Here is a 21910-nt window from a genome sequence, read left to right as displayed (position 1 = left end):
CGGTAAAGCAGGGCGGCAGGACGGGGAAAGGGCGCATCGCGGCCGTGCATGCGCACGACACCCGACGCGCGCTCCCGCCGCACTCAGTGCAGATGCTTCAACTTGTCAGGATTCCGCACGACATAGATCGCGACGATCTTCCCGTCCTCGATCTCGAGCGCCGTGGTCTGCAGCTCGCCGTCGGATTCCAGCGTGACGATGCCCGGCAGCCCGTTGATGAAGCCCGCGCGCACGAGCTTCGACCCATGCGTGGCGAACAGCTCGGCCAGATGCTCGTGCACCTTCATCACGCGCTCGAAGCCGAACACCGGCTTGCCGGCGGCCGAACGCTTGCCGCCGCCGTCCGAATGCAGGCTCACGTCCTCGGCGAGCATCGCGCCGAGCGCGCGCATGTCGCCGCTGCGTGACGCCGCGAAAAACGCTTCCGCCAATTCGATTCCGCGCTGCTTCTCGACATGGAACCGCGGCCGCGCCTCGCGCACATGCGTGCGGGCCCGCGCGGCGAGCTGCCGGCATGCGGCCGGGTCGCGCTGGATCGTCGTGGCCACTTCGTCGAACTCGACGCCGAACACGTCGTGCAGCAGGAACGCCGCGCGTTCGAGGGGCGAGAGCCGTTCGAGCGCGAGCAGCAGCGGCAGCGTGACGTCTTCCTGTTCATCTTCCTCGACGACCGGCTCGGGCAGCCACGGGCCGACATAGGTCTCGCGCTGGTGCCGCGCGGACTTCAGCTGGTCGAGGCACATCCGCATCACCATCCGGCGCAGGAACGCTTCCGGTACGCGCACCTCGGTGCGGTCGACGTCCATCCAGCGGATGAACGCCTCCTGCACCATGTCCTCGGCATCCGCGACGGAACCGAGCATCCGGTACGCGACGCGGATCAGCGTGCGGCGCAGGGGGTCGAAGCTCGCGGCCGCATCGGCCCGTTCTTCGGCGCTGTCCCTGGCCGGGTCGAGGTTCGGCATCAGGCCACCATCTTCGCGGCGGCGGCCTTCGCGTCCGCCGGGTCGATCCACAACCCGAAGCCGACCGCGAGGCGGTTCCAGCCGTTGATCACGTTGATCATCAGCGTGAGTTTCACCTGTTCCTCCTGGCTGAAGTGGTCGTTCAACGCCGCGTAGGCCGCTTCGTGCGCCGCGTGGCCCTCCGACAGTCGCGTGAGCGCCTCGGTCCAGCCGAGTGCCGCGCGTTCGCGGTCGGTGTAGCACGGCGCTTCGCGCCATGCGGACAGCAGGTAGATGCGCTGCTCGGTCTCGCCTTGTTCGCGTGCCTCGGCCGTGTGCATGTTAATGCAGTTCGCGCACGCATTGATCTGCGATGCGCGGATCTTGACCAGCTCGATCAGCGTCGGCTCGAGGCTCTGCGCGGCGGCGGCCGAGACGGTCACCCAGTGCTTCATCAGGGCCGGCGCGGCGGCAAACGGATTGAGTTTCGCAGTCATGGTCCTTCTCCTTTCGTGTGGGTTCCGGTGATATGACGAGCGAGCCCCCCGCGGGTGTGACATCGGCGTAAAAAATTTTTCGAAGCGCGGGTGGACGCGGATCGCAGATGAAGGGCGGGGCGGTTCGTCGCCGTGCCGGCGGCGAATGGCAGCGCATGGCCGCGTTCGTCAGACAAAGCCGTGCGACACGACGCGTTCACTCACGATCGCTGCGCGGATGTCATGGGGCGTCAGTAGCCCACAAGCGCCGGCAGGCGCGTCGCGCATGGCCTTCACGCCAGAACCGGCAAGCATCGCCGGTATGTCATGCATCCGACACGCGCATGGCCAACACTTTCATTTTTCTTTCGAGCGCGTTTCATCGGCATCCCGATTCGCAGCATTCACATTTCTGGACCATACTGTTCTGCACGGGCAGATGAAGTGACGCCGCATTCGCGGCCCGGCGCGCGCGCCGGCTGCCCGACGACGCAGCAGCAGGTCGCACGTCAGCCGCGCGCATCATGCGCAAGGCTTTCCCTTTTCCGGCAACGCAACGCAGCGAATCGCGACGTGGACGGTAAACCGATGAGCCTCCTTGCATCACAGCTTCAGCGCCGTTACCAGGACGTGCGTGCGCATAGCGTCGCATTGACCGCGACGCTGTCCGCCGAAGACCAGGCCGTGCAGTCGATGCCCGACGCGAGTCCGACGAAATGGCACCTCGCGCATACGACCTGGTTCTTCGAAACCGTCGTGCTGATGCGCCGCGTGCCCGGCTACGCGCCGTTCGACGCCGCCTTCCAGTTTCTCTTCAATTCCTATTACGAAGCGCTCGGCCCGCGTCATCCAAGGCCGCAACGCGGCTTGCTCACGCGTCCGTCGCTCGACGAAGTGCATGCGTACCGGCAGTACGTCGACGACGCGATGCTGCGCGCGCTGGCCGATGCCGATGCGGCGCTGCTCGAGACGATCGCGCCCGAGATCGTGCTCGGCCTGCATCACGAGCAGCAACACCAGGAGCTGATCGTCACCGACATGCTGCACGCGTTCTCGTGCAACCCGCTGAAGCCGGCGTTCCGGCCGCGCAACGGCACGGACGCGGGCGCGATGGCCGCGGGCGACGCCGGCGCGCAGCACTGGCTGCACCAGCCGGGCGGGCTCGTCGAGATCGGCCATGACGGCGATGCGTTCTCGTTCGACAACGAGCGGCCGCGCCATACGGCGCTCGTGCGGCCGTACGAGATCGCGAACCGCCTCGTGACGAACGCGGAATTCGCGGCGTTCGTCGCCGACGGCGGCTACACACGTCCCGAGTTCTGGCTGTCCGACGGCTGGGCCACGGTGCAGCGGGAAGGGTGGCAAGGGCCCGCGTACTGGATGCCCGACGACGACGATGCGGCCGCCACGCGTGTGCGGCGCACGTTCGGCCTGCACGGCGTCGAACCGCTCGCGCCCGACGCGCCGGTGTGCCACGTGAGCTTCTACGAAGCGGCCGCGTATGCGGAATGGGCCGGCGCGCGGCTGCCGACCGAATTCGAATGGGAAGCGGCGTTCCCCGCCGAAGGCATCCGGCAGATGCTCGGGCACGTGTGGCAATGGACGCGCTCGTCCTACGAGCCGTATCCGGGCTTTCGGCCGCTCGCAGGCGTCGCGGCCGAATACAACGGCAAGTTCATGGTCGGCCAGCAGGTCCTGCGCGGCAGCAGCATCGCGACGCCGCCCGGGCACGAACGGCCGACGTACCGCAATTTCTTTCCGCCGGCCGCGCGCTGGCAATTCACGGGAGTGCGACTTGCGCGAGACGTCTGACCGGACGGCCACGAGCGGTGGCCAGCAACCCGCCCGCGATTCGCGGCCGAGCGCGTTCGAGCGCGACCTGATCGACGGGCTGTCGCGCACGCCGCGCAGCATTCCGCCGAAATACTTCTACGATGCGGCCGGCTCCGCGCTGTTCGATCGCATCTGCGAACTGCCCGAGTATTACCCGACCCGCACCGAGCTCGGCATCCTGCGCGACCGGGCGGTCGAGATCGTGCGGCGCGTCGGCCCGCATGCGGAACTTGTCGAATTCGGTGCGGGCTCGCTCGAGAAGATCCGCGTGCTGCTCGACGCGTTCGCGGGCAACTATGCGAACGCGCCGGCGCGCTACGTGCCGGTCGATATCTCGGCCGACTATCTGCACGACGCTGCCGCGCGGCTGCGTGCCGCGTATCCGTGGCTCGACGTCGCGCCGATCGCGGCCGACTACACGAAGGCCGAGCAACTGGCCGAGCTGACCGCGACACCGGCGCGGCGCATCGGCTTCTTTCCCGGCTCGACGATCGGCAACTTCTCGCCGGAAGAAGCCGATGCGTTCCTGCGCGATGCGGCGCGGCTGCTGCGTGGCGGCGGCTTGCTGGTCGGCGCGGATCTCGTGAAGGACGCGCGCACGCTGCACGACGCGTACAACGATGCGCAGGGCGTGACTGCGCAGTTCAACCTGAACCTGCTCGTGCGTGCGAACGCCGAGCTCGGCGCGGATTTCGACGTCGACGCGTTCTCGCATTGCGCGTTCTACGACAGCACGCGGCAGCGCATCGAGATGCATCTCGTCAGCGACATCGCGCAGACGGTGCACGTGCGCGGCCACGCGTTCCGCTTCGACGCCGGCGAGCGCATCCACACGGAGAATTCGCACAAGTTCACGATCGACGGCTTCCATGCGATCGCGCGTCGCGCAGGATTCGAGCCCGATACCGTGTGGACCGACGCGGACAACCTGTTCAGCGTGCACTGGCTGCGCAGCGTCGACGATATCCGCGCGTGATGCCCACGCTGGCGAACCGCTCGCGGATGGTGCGAGCGGTTCGCTTTCGGCGCATTCGAGCGCGCGCCGCCGCATATCGATCGTGCGGCTCCGTGCCGAAAATCCCTCTTTTACCGGCCTGATGCACCGCTGCAACGGTGCGTAGAATGCCGCGTCTTCCTTGTCCGGCAAGGATTTACGGGCCTCCGTAAACGTCCGTTACCTGTCTCGCATACCCGTTTCACCTGTGTCTGTGTCCGGTGCCTAGACTCCGAACCGTATTCACATGACGCACGACACGTGCAGGGAGTCGCGAGATGAACAAGAAACTCATTCTCGGTGCAGTTCTCGGTGTAGCGGCGCTGGCAGCCTCGGGCGTCGCATCGGCTCACGTCGACCTGTCGGTCGGCATCGGCGTACCCGCCTATGCGGCGCCGGCGCCCGTGTACGTGGCGCCGCCTCCGCCCGTCATGTACGCACCGGTCGGCTATCGCGATGACGGCTGGCGCGGCGATGGCTGGCGTCAGCGCGAATGGCGCGAACACGAGTGGCGCCGCCGTGAATGGCGCGAGCACGAATGGCACGATCGCGGCGGTTGGCGCGGCGGCCGCTGGGATTAAGCGGTTCGACTGAACACAACAAGAGGAGAATCAAAACATGATGCCCATTCGACACATCAGGCTGTGCGCCACCGCCGCCATCGTTGCGCTTGCCACCATCGGCAGCGCGCACGCGGCGGGCTGCATGAAGGGCGCGGTGGTGGGCGGGGTGGCCGGCCACTATGCGGGGCACCACGCGGTCGTCGGTGCGGTCGGCGGCTGTATCGTCGGCCACCACATGGCGAAGAAGCATGCGGAAGAACAGGCTGCGCAGCACAAGGCCGCCGCGCAGGGCATGCAACCGGCGCAGTAAGGAGCAGCAGGGCGGCGGCCGGCGGCCGCTGTCCTGAGTGCTTTCGGCCTACGCATTGATCCGAACAATGCAAAAACTGCGCATTGTTACGATTATTTACAACGTCGCGCGTTGGCCGGTCGGCACCTTTCTACAATCCGGATCATTCACACGACTCGGAGTTCAAGATGAAACAACGACGTTATCTGTCCGTCCTCGTGACGGCACTCCTCGCGTTCGGCGCGGCTTCGGCCTACGCGGCAGCCGGCGGTAACGGCGGCGGTGGCGGCGGTGGCGGTCACGGTGCGGGTGGCGCCGGCGGCAATGCGGGCGGCATGTCCGGCGGCCACATGAGCGGCGAGGCGATGTCCAGTTCGAACGGCTTCAAGTCGGGCGATCGCGACAAGGGTCTCGCGCGCGCGGCTGACCGCTCCGACACGATCGCCGATCGCGCCGGCCTGCAGCCCGGCCACATGCATGCGCACACCGCCCATCGCAGCACGCACACGCATCACGCGATGCACACGCGCAAGCAGTAACGCCCGCGTCGCTCGCCGATGAAAAAGGGCTGGGCCCCGTGCGATACGGGAGCCCAGCCCTTCGACCATCCAACGGCGCGATCGCGCTCAGCAGTTGCCTTTCTTCGCCTGCCCGGGCGGACAGAAACCGTTGCCAGGGCCGCCCTGCGGCGCGACCATGACCGGCTCACCCGGCACGTAGACCGCACATCCACCCAGCATCCCCAATACGCCCGCCGCCGTCAGCAGCGTCATCATTCTTTTTTTCACTTGGTTCTCCCGATAAGGGAAAGGGCCGTACAGCCCTTTCCGGTCAGACCGACACCCTGCGCACGATGCGCGTCAGAAGCTGAAATTGACGTTGGCCGGGTTCGTCGTCGCGTTGACGTTCGTCGACTGCGTCGCGCCCGATGCGGCATCTGCCTCGATCGTGTACTGCCCGGCGGCGGTTGGCACGGCCGCCATCGCGACCGGCAGCGAGCCCGACCAGGTGCCGACGACCGGCGCGGCGGCCGGCAGCGACAGCGCATACGCGCCCGTATCGAGGTTCGCATTGACCGAGGAGATCTCGTACGGGTTCGCGTCGATCATCTGCAGCGCGCGCACCGTTGCGTTCGCGCTTGCCGTGACCGTCCCGCCGACCGTATTCATCGTCGACGCGGGCAGTGCGATCGGCGTACCCGACGTCGACACGGCCGTGTCGGCGTTCACGACCACCGGCACCGAGCGCACGATCCCCGATGCGACGTTGTTCTGCACGATCACGACGTCGTAGTTGCCCTGCGTCGAGCTCTGGATCAGCGGCGACAGCACGAACTTGCCGGAGCCGTCGGCGATCGTGCCGCGCACGACGTGGCCGCCCTGTTCGGCGTAGACGGTTGCGCCGGCCTGCGTCGGCGCGACATAGCCGGAGATCTCGCCGCTGACGACGGTCGGCGTGGCCGTGACGACGGGCTTCAGCGCATAGGTGCCGTTGCCGCGCTGCACGACCGACTTGCACGCGTTGAAGTCGAGCACGAGATCGACGAGCGTGTTCGGCTGGACCGTGAACGGCGTGATGATCTTGTAGCCGCTTTGCGTCGCGCTCGGCGTCGCGAGCGCCTGCTCGGCGCCGCCGGTCGGCACGACCGAATTCGCGAGCGTGTTGCCCTGGTTCTGCGCGAGCACGAGGCGGACCTGCTGGTACTGGCCGGCCGGCAGCGCGGTCTGGCCGAGATCGGCGAGCGCGCCGTTGGTCAGCGACAGCAGGTCGATCTTCTGCGGCGTCGCGAGCGTGATCGTGGACCAGCCCGCGTCGTTGTCGCCGGCGTTCGAACTGGCGTTCACGCGAACCTGCGACACGGTGACGAAGACATGATCGAAGCCGCACGACGGCGCGTCGGTCATCGCGACGTGCAGTGTGCCGGTTTGCGGGCTGGAACCACCGTCGCCGCCGCCGCAACCGGCGAGGACGAGCGAAGCAACGGACACACAGGCGAATGCCTTGAACAGCGGATTCATGGAGACCCCTCCTTCGAATTTCTTATGTGGGTGCCCGGAGCATAGTGTCGGCCGCTCGGCCCAGTATGTGGAATTTGCAACGAACCGTAACGCGTCGCGTCCGGCCGAGACAGGCATCGTCCCGAAGTACGGGAAATGAAAGAAGGGCGCGGCGCACACGAGGGACGGTGTGCGCCGCGAACATGGCCGGGCGGAACGGCGCGTGGCCGTCCGCCGGTCAGCGGATCAGCGAGTCGCGTCCGCGCGCTCGAACAGCGCGTCGACCTGGCGCGTACGCATGAACTGCGCACCGTCGCCATCCACCAGCGCCCGGAAATGCGCCTCACCGCACGCGAGCTTCGCACGCTCGTGCTCGCTCGGCACGTTGCCGTCCGCATTCGGCGTATCGACGACGAAGTACAGCCGTTCGCCACCGTCCTGTTCCGCGAGCACGGCCCAGTCCGGGTGATAGCTGCCGAGCGGCGTCTGCACGCGGAACCACGCGGGCAGCTTCGCGTACAGCTTCACGCCGTCGTGTGCCTCGAGTGCATCGGCAAACGCACGCTCCGCGTCCGTCTCGCACACGACTGCCTCGTGGATCGACTTTTGCGCATCGGGCCGCAGGTTGCGCAGGTAGCCGGTCAGCGCCTCGTTCTCGAACGATTCGAGCGCATGCACATGGCGCTCGCCGAGCTTGCGGTACGCGATGCCCGCGACGAGCGCGTGGCGCTTGCAGCGGTTGATCGCATCGGCCGCGACCGCGATGAACTGCTGCGGATTCACGCGGAAATCGTCGAGCCGGCCGCTGTCGGCCAGGATCGTCGCCAGCGAACGGCGCGTGAGCTGCGTGCGGTCCTGCAGTTCGGTGAGCAGGTCGGGCAGCGGCAGCTCGCCCTCGTCGAGCAGCACCGTGCCGGCGCCGGCCACTTCGATCGCCTCGATGCCGGCCTTGCCGATGTCGATCTCGGCCTTGCGCCACTGCAGCCGTGCGCGCGCGATGTCCGGCGCGTCGTGCAGCGCGGCCGCGCAGTCGCGCACGAGTTTCGCGTTGTCGAACTCGACGCGGTACACGGTGCGATGACGAATGCGGTCCCACAGCGCGCGGAACTCTTCGCCGAACACGACGGCCTTGCCCGACGCATCGCGCCGCAGCGCGATCGCGCGACGCTCGTCCGCGTTGCGCACGGCAAAGCGGCCCGACAGCTTGCGCAGGGTCGCGACGATCGGTGCGCGCAGCATCTCGAACGCATCGGGCAGCACCAGCGCGCTCTGGCGCAGCGCGTCCTTCAGCCGGTCGAGCACCTTGCCCTGCGCGTCGACGTAGCCTTGCTCGTGCAGGTGGTTCCACAGCACGCGCGACAGTTCGACGCCGAGCGCATGCGCGGGCCCGTCGCCTTCCTGCACGGGCAGCGCCGCGAACTGGTGTTCCTCGACGATCCCGAAGCGGATGCCCGTATCGGCTTCGATTTCCTTCTGCAGGTTCTCCGCGAACGATTCGTAGCGCTCGGTCGCGATCACGGTGAGCGTGTTCACGCCCGCATCGCGCACGCGTTCGCCGTCCTGGTCGACGGCGAGACGCAGCCCGCGGCCGAGCGTCTGGCGGCGCTCGCGTTCGGTCTGGATGTCGCGCAGCGTGCAGATCTGGAACACGTTCGGGTTGTCCCAGCCTTCCTTCAGCGCCGAGTGCGAGAAGATGAACTTCAGCGGCGTGTCGAACGACAGCAGCGCTTCCTTCTCGCGCATGATGAGGCCGTACGCGCGTTCCGCGTTCTCGCGGGCCGCGGCGCTGCTTTCGCTGGTGTCGGTCCAGCCGCCCTTGCGGTCGATCGAGAAGTAGCCGTTGTGTGCGCGCCCGACTTCGAGCGCGACGTCGACGCCGTCGAACAGCGCGCGGTAGGCCGGCACGCGCGCCGCACGCGCATATTCCTCTTCGAAGATCAGCGCGTAGTCGCCCTTCGCGGGCATCCCGTTCTCGTCGTAGCGGCGATAGCGCTCGACCGAATCGACGAAGAACAGCGACAGCACCTTCACGCCGCGTTCGGCCAGGCGCAGCTCCTTGTCCAGATGCTCGCGGATCGTGCGGCGGATCATCTCGCGCTGCACGGCGAGCGTGTCGATGTCGCCGAACGCCTCGCCGAGCGACAGGAACGCCTCGCCTTCCGGATGGCGCAGCTCGACGTATTCGGCACCCTTCACCGCATGGACTTCGCCGATCCGCAGGCCCGCGTACAGCGCGCGCTTGGTCAGGCGTTCGAGATCGTCGCCGTCGGTGGCCGTCACGATCTGGCGCTTCACGCCGGCCGTCGTCGCGACGTCGAGCTCGACGCGCGCGCTGATCGCGCCGCGCCGGTTCGACACGCCCACGAGCCGCACGTACGGCTTGTTGTGCGCATCCTCGACGATCGCCGACGCGATCTCGATCTGCTTGACGAGCTTGCGCTCGTACGCGTCGACCGCGTCGAGCCGGTACACCATGTGGTGGCGGTCGACGTGCGTGGCCGAATAGCGCAGCGTGCAGAGCGGCGCCATCGCGGCGAGCGCTTCGCGGCCACGGCCTTCGAGCCCGCCGTCGACGCTTTGCGGCTCGTCGACGATCACGATCGGCCGCGTCGCGCGGATCAGGTCGATCGGCTTCTCGCCGCCGGTCTTCTCGCTGTCCTTGTAGAGGTTGTTGATTTCCTTCTTGTTGATCGCGGCCACCGTCATCACCATGACCTGGATTGCCGCGCTCGCCGCGAAGTGGCGCACCTGGCCGAGCTTCGCGGAGTCGTACAGGAAGTAGTCGTACGGCACGCCCGCGTACAGCGCGCGGAAGTGATCCTCGGTGATCGAGAGCGTCTTGTGCACGCCTTCCTTGATCGCGATCGACGGCACGACGATCACGAACTTCGTGAAGCCGTAACGGCGGTTCAGCTCGAAGATCGTGCGCAGGTACACGTAGGTCTTGCCGGTGCCGGTTTCCATCTCGACGGTGAAGTCGCGCGAGCCGGGCAGGCCGGACGGCGGCAGCCCGCCGCGCAGCTGCACGTCGGCGAGATTGCGCGCGAGCGCGTCGTCGGTCAGCGACAGCCGGTTGCCGACACCCTGTTCCGACACCGCGAAGCCGAGCGAGCCTTGCGCGGCGGCCGTGGTGCCGGGCGCGGCGTTCGCGAGCACGCTGAAGTCGCCGCGATACGATTCCTGGCCGCGAAACAGGTCGCAGACGGCGTCGATCGCCTCGCGCTGGTAGTCGAGATCCGCTTCGAAATGCAGCCGCATCACAGGCTCCGCACGCGCTTCACGCCGTGCTGTTCGAGCAGCGCGGCGAGATTGAGCTTCGCGACATCGTCGACGAAGCCGCTGTCGCGGAACAGGCACGTGACGTCGTGCGTCGTACCGGTCGCATCGAGCAGGTCGACGATGCCGTCGGCCAGCGGGCCCGCGTCGTCGCGCGTGATGCGCGCATCGAAGCACGCGACGATCGAGCGGCCGATCAGGTGCACGGTCTTGCCGGCCACCTGGTGATGCTCGACCGGCGTGCACAGGTCGAGGCCGAGCTTCAGCGTCAGCTCGGCGAGCAGGTCGTCCTCGCTGCGGCCGGTCTTCACGTGCTCGACGGATGCGAAGAGCGCGTGGTCGAAGTCGTCGCGGCGCGGGTCCCACTCGATCACGTTGGTCGTGTCGAGCCGGTACACGCGGAAGCCGAGATCGCCATAGCTTTCCGGGTAATCGCGCGCAACCTGCTGCGCGGCGCGGCGCAGGCGTTCCTTCGTGACTTCGGCGAGCGTCAGCGGCTTCTTCAGCTTCGCGCAGAAATCGGCGGCCGCCAGCTGCGTCTTGTCGCGGCGGTCGAGCGCTTCGGGCAACTGCACGAGCACGTAGCGGCGCGCGCCGCCGTCGGTCGCGTTCACCTGCATCACCGCGTGGCCGGTCGAGCCGGAGCCGGCGAAGCAGTCGAGCACGATGTCGTCGCCGCGCGTGCACCAGCCGATCACGGCCGCCGCGAAATCGACCGGCTTCGGCAGGTCGAACGGGATCCCGAGCGTCTTCAGCAGCGCGTCGTCGGAGCCGGCGAACGGCAGCACCGACGGCACGTTCTCGTACATGTTCTCGTCGAGGTAGTAGATCCGCTGCGGCTGCGTGCTTTCATCCGCGCCGAATTCGATCTGGCCGCGCTCGATCAGCGCCTGCATCGTCGCGGGCGGGTTGCGCCAGCCGCGCGCCGGCATCGCGCACGGCTTGCCGGTGACCGGGTGGATCAGTGGCGTGAAATACTCTTCCGGCGCCTTCTTCTTGTTCGGCCAGGCCATCGACACGAGGCGGTACACGCGGCCTTCTTCCGACAGCCGGTCGTACATCACTTCGCCGCCGGACAGGTTGGTCTGCGCCTTCATCCACGCGCGGTACGCCTTCTGCGCGTCCTTCGCGTTGCCGCTGCGGTACACGGCGTCGTGCGCGGCGTCGAGCATGCGCTGCGCGTTGCGCTTCGGGCGCTTGAGCGGCGCCTGTTCGAGCAGCGTCTCCGCGTTGCGCGCGAACAGCACCAGCGATTCGTGCTGGTACGCGACGCCGCGCGCGTCGCCCTTCGGATTGCGCTTGTCCCATACGGCGACGCCGAGCTCGTTCTCCTCGCCGAAGATCTCGCGCAGCATCAGTACCAGCGCGTGCACTTCATGCTCGTCGATGTGCACGGCGATCAGCCCTTCGTCGGACAGCAGCGCGTGCGCGAGCTTCAGGCGCGGATACATCATGTTCAGCCAGTCGGTGTGGAACCGTCCGTTCGCCTCGGTGTTGGTGCTGCGCTTCACGCCGCCCTGGGTCTGCCCGGTCATCGCGAGGTAGTGGCGGATGCTGTCGCTGAAGTCGTCCGGATAGACGAAATCGCTGCCGGTGTTGTACGGCGGGTCGATGTAGACGAGCTTCACCTTGCCTGCGTAACTCTTGTGCAGCAGCTTCATCACGTCGAGGTTGTCGCCCTCGATCACGAGATGGCGCGTGTCGTCCCACGCGACGCTGTCGTCGGGGCAGGGCCGCAGCGTGCCCGTCGACGGCGTGAGCGCGGCCTGGCGCGCGCTGCGCTTGCCATGCCAGTGGAAGCCGTAGCGCTCGTCGGCGTCGCCGACCGTGCGTTCGCCGACCAGCGCCTTCAGCACGTCGACGTCGACCGACGCGCCGCCGGGGCCTTCGGTCACGAGTTCGGGGAACAGCGCCTTCAGGCGCGCGACGTTGTCGGCGGTGAAATCCGTCGACATCGCCTGCGGGCTGGCCGCATCGAGTTTCTGCATCGTCTTTTCCATCGGAGCCCGGCCGCGCGCGCCAGGACGTCGGGCGCGCTCGCGGCACCGGCGGCAATGGCCGCCCGGGCAAACCCGAAACGCTATCGAGTCGACCGGCCGAGGTCAAGCGCCGATGTGGGCCGATCGTGCGGGTATCGGCCGCGATCGCCCGCCGGACGGGCCGCAAGCGGTTTCGGGCCGGTTGTCGCATGGCCGGCCGGCGGGCGCCTGACGGGAGCCCCCGGAGGCACGCCGGAAAGGACGAAAAAAAGGGCACGGTCGGCGCCAAGCGCCAGCGTGCCCGCATGGAGAATCCCGGACGGAGGGTGAGGCGGGGCCCGTCGGGCCCCGTTTCAGGTCAGAAACGCGTGCGGATGCCCGACGTCAGTTCGAGCTGGTTCTTCGCGCCGAACGTCGACGACACCGTGTAGCCGCCGTGCAGCTTCATGTAGTCGCCGGCCAGGTAGACCTCGGTGCGCTTGCTCAGGTGATAGAACACCGACCCGTAGATCGTCTCCTTGAAGCCGTTGGCGACGCCGTTGGTCAGGCTGAATGCGCCGAGGTTCGCATTCGGCGTGAAGCCGTCGGCATTGTTCGCGGCGTTCTTGACGCGCATCTGCTGGTAGCCGAGCTCGTAGTCGAGCGCACCGGGCGGCGCCACCTTCACCGACACCGTCCACGAATCGTCGTGGCGCTGGCCGAGCGAGCCCTGGTCGCCGTTGTAGCGGAAGTAGCCGGCATTCAGGCGCACGATGCTGAACGTGTAGTTGCCGCCGACCGAGAACGTCTGGTTCGTGAAGCCGCCGTTGTTCACGTGGTTGTAGAAGCCCGACACGTTGAACGGCCCGCCGTTGTAGCCGAGCGCGACCTGGTACGCGGAGCCGGTCGCGAACGCGGTCGAGTTGCTGAACTGGTAGCCGGCGCTCGCGAAGAGGCCGTTGCTGAACAGCTTCTTCCACGCGATGCCGTTGTTGTAGCGCGTGCCGGTCGGGCCGGCCGCGTAGAAGATCATCTGCTTGAAGTTGTTCGAGTTGGTCCAGCCACCTTCCTCGGTCGACAGCTTCGCGGAGCCGTACGGGTCGCCGTAGATCGCCGCCGCGTCGCGCGCGATCGTGTTCTGGAAGCCGGCCGTCAGCTTGCCGAAGCGCTCGTCCTCGATGCCGACCCACGCGTCGCGGTCGAAGATCTGGCCGCTGTCTTCCATCTGGCCGTTGGCAACCACGAATTCGCTTTCGAGGCGGAAGATGACCTTCGTGCCGCCGCCGATGTCCTCGGCGCCGCGCAGGCCCCAGCGGCTGCCGCTGAACCACGGCTCGCCTTCGTTGCCCATCCCGATCACGTGATTGCCGTTCGCGTCGGCGTGGGTCCGGTAGGTCGGAAAGCTCAGGTCCATCAGGCCGTAGAGCTGCACGCTCGACTGTGCATGCGCCTGGGTGCCGGCGCACAGGCCAGCCGCCGCGATGGAAAGGGCAAGGGTTTTTCGTTTCAAGATCGTCTCCTCCGAGCTGCCGCATTGAAATCTGGTCGTTGGCAGTACGTAATGTATGCCGACTCTTGCCGGCCACAGCGAGAGGGCCGACGCGTAGCATCGTAGTGGGTGCAATCCTTCACGACGCTTTCCCGGACGCAAGAATCGGATCGGTGAAAACACCGAACGCGCAATAATCACGGATCGGGCAGGCGTGCGGAAGCAGGCAAGCCGGGGGCGCCGGCATGCGTCGATGACGTTTCGTGCTACGAATCGATATTCAGGGCTCGCAAAGGAACCCGTCAGTCCTGCGCGCTCTTCATGCGCAGGATGTAACCGAGCCCGCGCAGCGTGATGATTTCGGCCGTACTGCCCGCGAGATGCTTGCGCAGCCGGTGGATGTAGATGTCGATCGCGTCGGCGCTCGGCTCGTCGTCGAGCGCGAACACGCTGTCCATCAGCCGCGCTTTCGACACCGTCTTGTTCTGCTGCAGCATCAGCGTTTCGAGGATCGCGTGCTCGCGGCGACGCAGCGCGAGCACCGTTTCGCCGCAGCGGAATTCGCGGGTGCCGAACGCATAGACGAGATCGCCGCACACGAGCTGCGTGGTTCCGACGCCGGCCTGCCGGCGGATCAGTGCGCGAATCCGCGCGACCAGCTCGCGCGATTCGAACGGCTTCACGACGTAATCGTCGGCGCCCGCGCCGAAGCAGTCGACCTTGTCGTCGACCGAGCCGTGCGCGGTCAGCATCAGCACCGGCACGTTGTCGTTGCGGCGCCGCAGCCGCGCGAGCACCTCCTTGCCGCTGATGCCGGGCAGGCGCATGTCGAGCAGCACCGCGTCGTAGCGTTCGGTCTTCAGCACCGTATCGGCGCGTTCGCCGTCACCGACGGAATCAACTGCGAAATCCTCGCCGCGCAGCAGGTTCACGATCCAGTGCGCGAGTTCGGCGTTGTCTTCGACCAGCAGGAGTTTCATGACGACATCTCTAGGGGCTGTTTCCATATGGAACGCGCATGCGTTGCCACGAGAACGGCCGCTCGCGAGGCGCGTGACGCCGCGAATACTGACGTATTCGCAAGGAGCGCAACGCGGCGAGCGGCCGTTCTCGTGGCAACCCCAAATTTAAAATTCATGCCACGGGAATGCCCGAAATCGCCCGTATGGCGGCGTCGCTCGTCGCTTGTTTGGCTCGGCCAAACGGCGCTCCTCACTTCTTGCCCTACGAGCGATTTCGGGCATTCGCATGTGCGTTCCATATGGAAACAGCCCCTAATCGTACGCAGGCAGCCGTACAGTCACGACGATACCGCGATTGCCGGCCCCCGGCGCGAGCGACGCGCTGCCGCCGTGCGCCTGCGCGATCTCGCGGACGATCGCCAGCCCGAGGCCCGAGCCCTCGGTATCGGCCGACACGCGGTAGAACCGCTTGAACACGTGCGGCCGCGCTTCCGCCGGGATGCCGGGGCCGTTGTCGACCACGTCGAGCACGATCGCGTCGCCGTCGCGGCGGGCGCAGACCGTCACGCAGCCGCCCGGCTGCGTGTAGCGCACCGCGTTGTCGACGAGGTTCATCACCAGCGCGGTCAGCAGGCTGTCGCTGCCCGCGACGTCGAGCCGCTCGCCGAGATCGGCCCCGAGATCGATATTGCGCCGCTGCGCGAGCACGATCGTTTCCTCCAGCACGCTCGACACCACGGCCGCGAGATCGACGCGATGGTTCAGCAGCGTCGACGGCGTCGCCTCCGCATGCGCGAGCAGCAGCAGCTTGTCGGTTACGTCAGCCATCTTGCGGCTGCTGCGCTGCATGCTGTCGAGCACCGATGCGAGTTCGGGATCGTCGTGCCCGCGCCGCTGCGCGTACTGGATCTGCGTGTCGAGCACCGCGATCGGCGTGCGCAACTGGTGCGCGGCGTCCGCGATGAAGCGGCGCTGCGTGGCCGTGTGCGTATTGAGCCGCGCGATGCACTGGTTGATCGCGTCGACGATCGGCCGGAGTTCGTGCTGCAGCCGCTCGGGGCGGATCGGCTCCAGCTCCATCGGCCCGCGGTCGGCCACGTCGTCCTTCAGCTTCATCAGCGGCCGCATCTCGAACGTGAGGCCGAGGTACACGAGCCCCATCGCGAGCATCAGCATCAACGACAGGCGCACGAGTTGCGGCCGCCAGATCGTCGCGACCATCGCGCGGTGCGAGCGCGTCGTCTTCGCGACGACCACCGTGACCGTCTCGACGTGCCCTTCGTCGTACAGCTGGCGATCGTAGGCCACCGCGCGCAGCGGCACGCCGTCGAGCGACGTGTCGTACAGCGTCGGCTCGATGCCGTGCCGCACGGGCACGTCGAGCGCCGGCGTACCCGCGAGCAGGCGGTCGTGGCCGTCGATCACCTTGTAGAACACCGAATCGCGCGACGGCGATTCGAAGATCTCCAGCGCGGCCGGCGGCACGTCGGCGACCGGCAGCCCGTTGCGCCATTCGACGTCCTCGCCGATCGTGCGTGCGGACGCGACGAGCGCGCTGTCCTGCACGAGCGCGGCCGTGGTCCGCGCGGTGTCGTACGACATCGCGCCGGCGATCAGCATGAACACCGCGAGCGGCAGCAGCAGCCACCACAGCAGCCGTCCGCGCAGGCTGTGCGCCATCCTGTTGCGCTCCTTCTCCGAAATGCCGAACCGCGCCGGGAGCGCCGGCGCGGTCGGGGGTGTCATGTCAGGCGTCCGTCTGCGGCGTTCAGAACGCCGCGGGGCGCCACTTCAGCAGCCGCTTCTCGAGCCACGTCAGCAGGTAGTCGGCGGCCAGCGCGACCACCGCCAGCACGATCATCGCCGCGAACACGCCGCTCGCGTTGAACGCGCCCTGGGCGGTGGAGATTAGCAAACCGATGCCCTGCTTGGAACCCAGGAATTCGCCGACGACCGCACCGACCAGCGCGAAGCCGAAGCTCACGTGCAGGCTGGCGAGAATCCAGCTCAGCGCGGACGGGATCACGACCGCCGTGGTGATCTGCCGGCGCGACGCGCCGAGGATCTGCGCGTTCGCGATCAGGTAGCGGTCGGCTTCGCGCACGCCCTGGAACGCGTTGCCGAACACGACGAAGAACACCATCACGACGGCCAGCGCGATCTTCGACGCCATCCCGAGGCCCAGCGCGATCACGAAGATCGAGCCGAGCACGACGCGCGGGATCGAGTTCGCGATCTGGATGTACAGGCCGAACACGTCGGCCATCAGCTTGTTGCGGCCGAGCACGATCCCGCAGATCACGCCGGCGACCGAGCCGATCACGAAGCCGATGCCGGTTTCCTCGAGCGTGACCCACACCTGCGTGAGCAGCGGGCCCTGCGACGTGCCGTTCACGAACCAGTCCTGGATCTGCTCGAAGATCAGCGACGGCATCGAGAAGAAGAACGGATCGATCCACTTGAGGCGTGCGGCGAGTTCCCACCCGCCCAGCACGATCACCAGCACGGCGATCCGCAGCGTGACGATCAGGTTGCGCCGGCGGCGCAGCCGGCGTTGCGCGGCGCGCTCGTCGTCCTCGAGCGTCGTCGCCGGAATGGCGGTGGGGGGAAGCGTCATGTCGGTCATGCTCCTGTCCTTGCTGTTCTTGCCTTGAGCGTATGCGTCAGCCGATCTGCACTTCTTCGCGCAGGTCGTGCCAGATGTCCTTGGAAATTTCGATGAAGCGCGCGTCGTAGCGGATCTCCGACGTGACGCGCGGGCGCGGCAGGTCGATCTCGTACACGCGCTTGAGCGTGGCAGGCCGCGCGGTCAGCACGAACACGCGGTCGGCGAGTGCGATCGCCTCCTCGAGATCGTGCGTGACGAACACGACCGAGCCCTTGTTCGCGGACCAGAGCTGCAGCAGCTCGTCCTGCATCAGCGTGCGCGTCTGCATGTCGAGCGCGGAGAACGGCTCGTCCATCAGCAGGATTTCCGGCTGGTTGATGAAGGTCTGCGCGAGCGCGACGCGCTTTCTCATCCCGCCGGAAAGCTGGTGCGGGTAGTGCTTCGTGAACTTGTCGAGGCCGACCTTGCGGATCCATTCCTCGGCCTGCGCGTACGCGACGTCCTTCGAGCGGCCGCGAAACAGCGGGCCCGCCGCGACGTTGTCGATCACGTTGCGCCACGGGAACACGGCGTCGGCCTGGAACACGAAGCCGATGCGCGGATCGATCCCGTCGACCGGGCGGCCCATCACGCGCACCTCGCCCGACACCGGCTTGAGCAGCCCGGTGATCATGTTCAGCGTGGTCGACTTGCCGCAGCCGGTCGGCCCGACGATCGCGATGAACTCGCCGCGCGCGACGCTCATGCTGAAGTCGCGCAGCGCGACGGTGGCCTTGCCTTCCGGCGAAATGAAGCGGCACGACACGTTGCGAAACTCGATCGCCGGTGTGCTCGGGGAGACTGCCTGGTTCATCGCATTCGTCCTGCGGGTGAGGAGGGCGTCGCATCGTGGCGACGCCGGGCCGGTCAACCGGGCCGGAACGGGGAACGCACGGCGGCGGGATCGCCGCCGCCTGCGCCGCTACCGATATCGCTTACTTCGCGTTCACGAAATCGTTCGTGAAGGTGCGCGCCAGGTCGATATGCTTGCCCTTCACCGACGGGTTGAACGCCGACAGCACCTTCAGCACGGTGGCCGGGCCGTCGGCCGGCATCTTGCCGTCGGCCGTGTACATCGGCAGCGACGCCTTCAGCGCGCTCACGTACAGCGCCTTGTCCTTCTGGTAGTCGGCCGGCATCTTCGCGGCGATTTCGTCGGCGCTGTGCGTATGGATGAACTGCATCGTCTTCGCGAACGCATGCGCGAGCTTGGTGGCCTGCGCCTTGTGCGAATCGGCCCAGGCCGACTGCACGTACAGGCTTGCGGCCGGGTAGGTGCCGCCGAGCGCCGCGCGCGTGCCGTCGACGGTGCGCATGTCGACCAGCACCTTCGCGTCGCCCATCTTCTCGAGCGCGGACACGGTCGGCTCGGTCGTCATCCCGGCGTCGATGCGGCCCTGCTTGATTGCGGCGATGAAGCTCGCGTCGGCGCCGACCGGCAGCATCGTGTACTGGGTCGACTGCACGCCGTGCTGCAGCGCGAGGTATTGGGTGAGGAAGCTCGTCGACGAGCCGAGGCCCGTCACGCCGAGCGTCTTGCCCTTCGAGTCGGCCATCGACTTGAAGGTCGGCGCGGCCTTGGTCGACACCATCTCGACTTCGCCCGGCACCTGGCCGAACACGGCGATCGCCTTCACGTCCTTGCCTTTGCTCTGCAGGTCGATCGTGTGGTCGTAGAAGCCGACCACGCCCTGCACGGCGCCCGCGAGCAGCTCGTTCTCCGCGTCGACGCCGGCCGGCTGCGACAGCAGCTCGACGTCGAGCCCTTCGGCCTTGAAGTAGCCGAGCTCCTGCGTGAGCCGCGCGGGCAGGTAGATGAGCTTCGCGATCCCGCCGACCATGATCGTGATCTTGCCGCCGTCGTCGGCGAAAGCGGGGTGAGCGGCAAGCGCGCAGCTCAGGCTGGCTGCAACGGCGAGGGTGCGCAGGATGGGTCGCATCGGGTCGTCTCCGTTCGTTGTATTCGTATGGCGCGATGCTTGCTGCATCGTCACGACGAGTATAGGGAGGCGAAACCTTCCGCTACCTTTCGCGGGCGGGCGATTCCTTTAGGGGTTTTCCAGCAACGGAGGGCCGGAACAGGCGGGAAACGGGGGCGGGAGGCGCTCAGCGCCAGCCGGTCAGCATGCGGCCCATCGCATCGAGCCCCATGTCGAACAGGTGCGCCACGAACGGCACGAGGTTCGGCACCATCAGTTGCACGAGCAACAGCCCGACGAGCATCGTGACGGGAAAGCCGATCTGGAACACGCCGATCTGCGGCGCCGCGCGGTTCAGGATGCCGAGCGCGAGGTTCGCGATCAAGAGCGCCGCGACCACCGGCAGCGCGAGCAGCAGCCCCATCTCGAACACGGTCGTGCCGAATGCGGCGAGCGTGCGCCAGCCGGGCGCGTGCAGCAGGTCGGCCGACACCGGCAGCGACTGGAACGATGCGGTGAGCGCGGCGAACACCTGCAGGTGGCCGTCCACCGCGAGGAACGCGAGCATCGCGACCGCATTCAGGAAGCGGCCCATCACGGGCGTCGCGCCGCTCGTGTGCGGATCGAAGAAGGTGGCGAAGCCGAGCCCCATCGACAGCCCGATGAAGTCGCCGGCCGCCTCGACGGCCGCGAACACGATCTGCATCGTGAAGCCCATCGCGACGCCGATCAGGAACTGCGTGACGACGATCCAGATGCCCTGCGCGGAGAACACGGTGACGTCCGGCATCGCGCCGAGCGTAGGCGCGACGACCAGCGCCATGAACGCGGCGAGGCCGATCTTCACGCGCATGGGCACCGCCGCGTGGCCGACGACGGGCGCGGTCGCGACGAGCGCGAGCATGCGCACGAACGGCCACAGGAACGCCGTGAGCCAGCCGTTGAGCTGCGCGTAGGTAACCGAGAACATCGCCGCCGGGTGGTGCGCGCGGCTCAGCCGACGCCGAGCGTCGCGACGTGCAGCAGCGTCTGCCGCAGGTAGTCGAGCATCGTCGTCAGCATCCACGGGCCGGCGATCACGAGCGTCGCGGCGACCGCGAGCAGCTTCGGGATGAACGACAGCGTCGCCTCGTTGATCTGCGTCGCGGCCTGGAACAGGCTCACGACGAGGCCGACCGCGAGCGCGACCAGCAGCAGCGGGGCGGCCAGCAACAGGCCGACCATCATCGCCTGGTGCGCCAGGGTCATCACTTGTTCGGGCGTCATCGTGCGTTTCCTCCGCCGCTTACGTAAAGCTCTGCGCGAGCGAGCCGATCAGCAGCTGCCAGCCGTCGACCAGCACGAACAGCATCAGCTTGAACGGCAGCGACACGGTGGACGGCGACACCATCATCATCCCCATCGACATCAGCACGCTCGCGACGACCATGTCGATGATCAGGAACGGGATGAACACCGTGAAGCCGATCTGGAAGCCGGTCTTCAGCTCGCTCGTGACGAACGCGGGCACCAGCAGCGACAGCGGCACGTCTTCAGGCCCCTGCATTGGCGCGGCCTTCGAGATCTTCGCGAACAGCGCGAGATCGGTCTCGCGGGTCTGCTTCAGCATGAAGGTCTTGAACGGCGCGACGCCGCGCTGCACCGCCTGCTCCATCGGCATCGAGCCGTCGGAGAACGGCTTGTAGCCGTCGTTGTACGCACGGTCGAGCACCGGCGACATCACGAAGAAGGTGAGGAACATCGCGAGGCCGACGAGCACCTGGTTCGGCGGCGTCGTTGCGGTGCCGAGCGCCTGGCGCAGCAGCGACAGCACGATGATGATGCGCGTGAAGCTCGTCATCATCAGCAGCATCGCCGGCAGGAACGACAGCATCGTGAGCAGCAGCATCGTCTGCACGCTCAGCGAATAGGTGGTGCCGCCGTGCGGGCCCGGGCTCGCGTTGAACGCGGGCAGGCCGTTCGCCTGCGCATACGCGAGCGCGGGGGCGAGGCAGAGGATCAGCACGGGCGCGAAGCGCGCCGCGCGATGCAGGAAGGCGTGTTTCATCGGAATGCGGGGTCGGAAAGAGGGCGCGGCGCCATGTCAGCGGTCCTTGCCGCGACCGAGGCGCTTCGCGGCTTCGCCCGCGAGCGCGTCGCGAAACCGCGAGCCGAACGTGCCGGGCAGGCCGCCATCGGACGGCGCGTCGGTCGACGCCGACGCCACTGTCGCGGTAGCCGTTGCCGAACCGGCCGGCAGCGTATGCAGCAGTTGCACGTTGCCCGGCGCGACGCCGAGCACGAGCCAGGTGTCGCCGATCTCGACGATCGTCGCGCTTTCCTTCGCGCCGACCGCGACGCTCGACACGACCTTCAGCGGGCCGCCGCGGCGCGCATGCTGGAAGCCGAAGCGGCGCGCGAGCCATGCGCACGCAAACACGAGACCGATCACGACCGCGAGCCCGACCAGCGTCTGCAGCACCGCGCCGAAGCCGAGCGACGGTGCGGCCGAGCCGACCATCACGCTCGACGCGATCGACCCGGCGTTGTTCACCGCGTTCATGTCGGCAGCGCCGGCCGGCGC

At 67.4% G+C, this 21910-nt stretch carries 21 protein-coding genes; 5 read left to right on the top strand and 16 right to left on the bottom strand.

Annotated features, from left to right (window positions below):
• Nucleotides 1-83: 83 nt before the first annotated feature.
• On the bottom strand, nt 84-965 hold the full coding sequence (locus tag JYJ84_RS06240; RefSeq protein ID WP_122946570.1) for a sigma-70 family RNA polymerase sigma factor: 882 nt from the start codon (nt 963-965) through the stop codon (nt 84-86).
• Entirely contained in the window at nt 965-1441 is a 477-nt protein-coding gene (locus tag JYJ84_RS06235; protein WP_205183091.1) for a carboxymuconolactone decarboxylase family protein, read from the bottom strand. Before JYJ84_RS06235 ends, JYJ84_RS06240 begins: the two co-directional genes overlap by 1 nt.
• A gap of 567 nt (nt 1442-2008) precedes the next feature.
• Here JYJ84_RS06235 and egtB point away from each other — a divergent pair.
• The 5 genes from egtB to JYJ84_RS06210 all read left to right on the top strand — a co-directional run bounded on the left by egtB (nt 2009) and on the right by JYJ84_RS06210 (nt 5638).
• A complete protein-coding gene (gene egtB / locus JYJ84_RS06230) occupies nt 2009-3232 on the top strand; it encodes an ergothioneine biosynthesis protein EgtB (protein ID WP_175222231.1) in 1224 nt (407 codons plus the stop codon).
• Nucleotides 3216-4229 carry an L-histidine N(alpha)-methyltransferase gene (gene egtD, locus JYJ84_RS06225; protein WP_175222232.1) on the top strand — a complete coding sequence of 338 codons (1014 nt, stop codon included), beginning with the start codon at nt 3216-3218 and terminating at the stop codon, nt 4227-4229. The genes egtB and egtD overlap by 17 nt, the downstream gene beginning before the upstream one ends.
• A 296-nt stretch (nt 4230-4525) precedes the next feature.
• A complete protein-coding gene (locus tag JYJ84_RS06220) occupies nt 4526-4828 on the top strand; it encodes a hypothetical protein (protein WP_089449610.1) in 303 nt (100 codons plus the stop codon).
• A 37-nt stretch (nt 4829-4865) separates the two neighbouring features.
• Entirely contained in the window at nt 4866-5120 is a 255-nt protein-coding gene (locus tag JYJ84_RS06215) for a hypothetical protein (protein ID WP_069746326.1), read from the top strand.
• 167 nt (nt 5121-5287) lie between these two features.
• On the top strand, nt 5288-5638 hold the full coding sequence (locus JYJ84_RS06210) for a hypothetical protein (RefSeq protein WP_122944015.1): 351 nt from the start codon (nt 5288-5290) through the stop codon (nt 5636-5638).
• 87 nt (nt 5639-5725) lie between these two features.
• On the opposite strand, the gene JYJ84_RS06205 is transcribed toward JYJ84_RS06210, so the two are convergent.
• The 14 genes from JYJ84_RS06205 to fliO all read right to left on the bottom strand — a co-directional run.
• Nucleotides 5726-5887 carry a hypothetical protein gene (locus JYJ84_RS06205; protein WP_122944016.1) on the bottom strand — a complete coding sequence of 54 codons (162 nt, stop codon included), beginning with the start codon at nt 5885-5887 and terminating at the stop codon, nt 5726-5728.
• Between the two features lie 72 nt (nt 5888-5959).
• Nucleotides 5960-7117, bottom strand: coding sequence for a DUF4382 domain-containing protein (locus JYJ84_RS06200; protein ID WP_122944017.1), 1158 nt, complete (start codon nt 7115-7117; stop codon nt 5960-5962).
• A gap of 225 nt (nt 7118-7342) precedes the next feature.
• Nucleotides 7343-10354: a type III restriction-modification system endonuclease gene (locus tag JYJ84_RS06195; protein WP_175222233.1), complete on the bottom strand. Its 3012-nt coding sequence runs from the start codon at nt 10352-10354 to the stop codon at nt 7343-7345.
• Complete coding sequence (locus JYJ84_RS06190; RefSeq protein ID WP_175222234.1) at nt 10354-12372, bottom strand: site-specific DNA-methyltransferase; 2019 nt, start codon at nt 12370-12372, stop codon at nt 10354-10356. The genes JYJ84_RS06195 and JYJ84_RS06190 overlap by 1 nt, the downstream gene beginning before the upstream one ends.
• Nucleotides 12373-12709: 337 nt before the next feature.
• A complete protein-coding gene (locus tag JYJ84_RS06185; protein ID WP_122944020.1) occupies nt 12710-13840 on the bottom strand; it encodes a porin in 1131 nt (376 codons plus the stop codon).
• 281 nt (nt 13841-14121) lie between these two features.
• Nucleotides 14122-14799 (bottom strand): response regulator, encoded by a 678-nt coding sequence (locus JYJ84_RS06180; protein ID WP_047851516.1) that lies wholly within the window; start codon nt 14797-14799, stop codon nt 14122-14124.
• 294 nt (nt 14800-15093) lie between these two features.
• On the bottom strand, nt 15094-16461 hold the full coding sequence (locus tag JYJ84_RS06175) for a sensor histidine kinase (RefSeq protein ID WP_175222303.1): 1368 nt from the start codon (nt 16459-16461) through the stop codon (nt 15094-15096).
• Nucleotides 16462-16549: 88 nt separating this feature from the next.
• The gene (locus tag JYJ84_RS06170) at nt 16550-17407 is read right to left on the bottom strand and encodes an ABC transporter permease (protein ID WP_122944022.1); all 858 of its coding nucleotides are present in this window, start codon (nt 17405-17407) and stop codon (nt 16550-16552) included.
• Nucleotides 17408-17444: 37 nt separating this feature from the next.
• Entirely contained in the window at nt 17445-18242 is a 798-nt protein-coding gene (locus JYJ84_RS06165; RefSeq protein ID WP_122944023.1) for an ABC transporter ATP-binding protein, read from the bottom strand.
• A 121-nt stretch (nt 18243-18363) separates the two neighbouring features.
• Entirely contained in the window at nt 18364-19368 is a 1005-nt protein-coding gene (locus tag JYJ84_RS06160; protein ID WP_122946571.1) for an ABC transporter substrate-binding protein, read from the bottom strand.
• A gap of 166 nt (nt 19369-19534) precedes the next feature.
• Entirely contained in the window at nt 19535-20317 is a 783-nt protein-coding gene (gene fliR / locus JYJ84_RS06155) for a flagellar biosynthetic protein FliR (RefSeq protein WP_175222235.1), read from the bottom strand.
• A gap of 23 nt (nt 20318-20340) precedes the next feature.
• The gene (fliQ, locus tag JYJ84_RS06150; RefSeq protein ID WP_006491272.1) at nt 20341-20613 is read right to left on the bottom strand and encodes a flagellar biosynthesis protein FliQ; all 273 of its coding nucleotides are present in this window, start codon (nt 20611-20613) and stop codon (nt 20341-20343) included.
• A gap of 19 nt (nt 20614-20632) precedes the next feature.
• A complete protein-coding gene (gene fliP, locus JYJ84_RS06145; RefSeq protein WP_046550042.1) occupies nt 20633-21394 on the bottom strand; it encodes a flagellar type III secretion system pore protein FliP in 762 nt (253 codons plus the stop codon).
• A gap of 36 nt (nt 21395-21430) precedes the next feature.
• Nucleotides 21431-21910: flagellar biosynthetic protein FliO (gene fliO / locus JYJ84_RS06140; RefSeq protein ID WP_205189134.1), on the bottom strand; the 480-nt coding region annotated here is incomplete at its 5' end.

Origin of the sequence: Burkholderia sp. LMG 13014, from assembly GCF_905232215.1 — a bacterium.
Taxonomy (GTDB): Bacteria; Pseudomonadota; Gammaproteobacteria; order Burkholderiales; family Burkholderiaceae; genus Burkholderia.
The sequence above is the reverse complement of the archived record's forward strand: the minus strand, read 5'-3'. Positions and strand labels throughout refer to the sequence as shown.

What these genes read in the sequence shown, in the direction of transcription:
- JYJ84_RS06240 (WP_122946570.1), bottom strand. Translation starts at nt 965, where the DNA reads ATGCCGAACCTCGACCCGGCCAGGGACAGCGCCGAAGAACGGGCCGAT.
- JYJ84_RS06235 (WP_205183091.1), bottom strand. Translation starts at nt 1,441, where the DNA reads ATGACTGCGAAACTCAATCCGTTTGCCGCCGCGCCGGCCCTGATGAAG.
- egtB (WP_175222231.1), top strand. Translation starts at nt 2,009, where the DNA reads ATGAGCCTCCTTGCATCACAGCTTCAGCGCCGTTACCAGGACGTGCGT.
- JYJ84_RS06220 (WP_089449610.1), top strand. Translation starts at nt 4,526, where the DNA reads ATGAACAAGAAACTCATTCTCGGTGCAGTTCTCGGTGTAGCGGCGCTG.
- JYJ84_RS06215 (WP_069746326.1), top strand. Translation starts at nt 4,866, where the DNA reads ATGATGCCCATTCGACACATCAGGCTGTGCGCCACCGCCGCCATCGTT.
- JYJ84_RS06210 (WP_122944015.1), top strand. Translation starts at nt 5,288, where the DNA reads ATGAAACAACGACGTTATCTGTCCGTCCTCGTGACGGCACTCCTCGCG.
- JYJ84_RS06200 (WP_122944017.1), bottom strand. Translation starts at nt 7,117, where the DNA reads ATGAATCCGCTGTTCAAGGCATTCGCCTGTGTGTCCGTTGCTTCGCTC.
- JYJ84_RS06195 (WP_175222233.1), bottom strand. Translation starts at nt 10,354, where the DNA reads ATGCGGCTGCATTTCGAAGCGGATCTCGACTACCAGCGCGAGGCGATC.
- JYJ84_RS06190 (WP_175222234.1), bottom strand. Translation starts at nt 12,372, where the DNA reads ATGGAAAAGACGATGCAGAAACTCGATGCGGCCAGCCCGCAGGCGATG.
- JYJ84_RS06180 (WP_047851516.1), bottom strand. Translation starts at nt 14,799, where the DNA reads ATGAAACTCCTGCTGGTCGAAGACAACGCCGAACTCGCGCACTGGATC.
- JYJ84_RS06175 (WP_175222303.1), bottom strand. Translation starts at nt 16,461, where the DNA reads ATGGCGCACAGCCTGCGCGGACGGCTGCTGTGGTGGCTGCTGCTGCCG.
- JYJ84_RS06170 (WP_122944022.1), bottom strand. Translation starts at nt 17,407, where the DNA reads ATGACCGACATGACGCTTCCCCCCACCGCCATTCCGGCGACGACGCTC.
- JYJ84_RS06165 (WP_122944023.1), bottom strand. Translation starts at nt 18,242, where the DNA reads ATGAACCAGGCAGTCTCCCCGAGCACACCGGCGATCGAGTTTCGCAAC.
- JYJ84_RS06160 (WP_122946571.1), bottom strand. Translation starts at nt 19,368, where the DNA reads ATGCGACCCATCCTGCGCACCCTCGCCGTTGCAGCCAGCCTGAGCTGC.
- fliR (WP_175222235.1), bottom strand. Translation starts at nt 20,317, where the DNA reads ATGTTCTCGGTTACCTACGCGCAGCTCAACGGCTGGCTCACGGCGTTC.
- fliQ (WP_006491272.1), bottom strand. Translation starts at nt 20,613, where the DNA reads ATGACGCCCGAACAAGTGATGACCCTGGCGCACCAGGCGATGATGGTC.
- fliP (WP_046550042.1), bottom strand. Translation starts at nt 21,394, where the DNA reads ATGAAACACGCCTTCCTGCATCGCGCGGCGCGCTTCGCGCCCGTGCTG.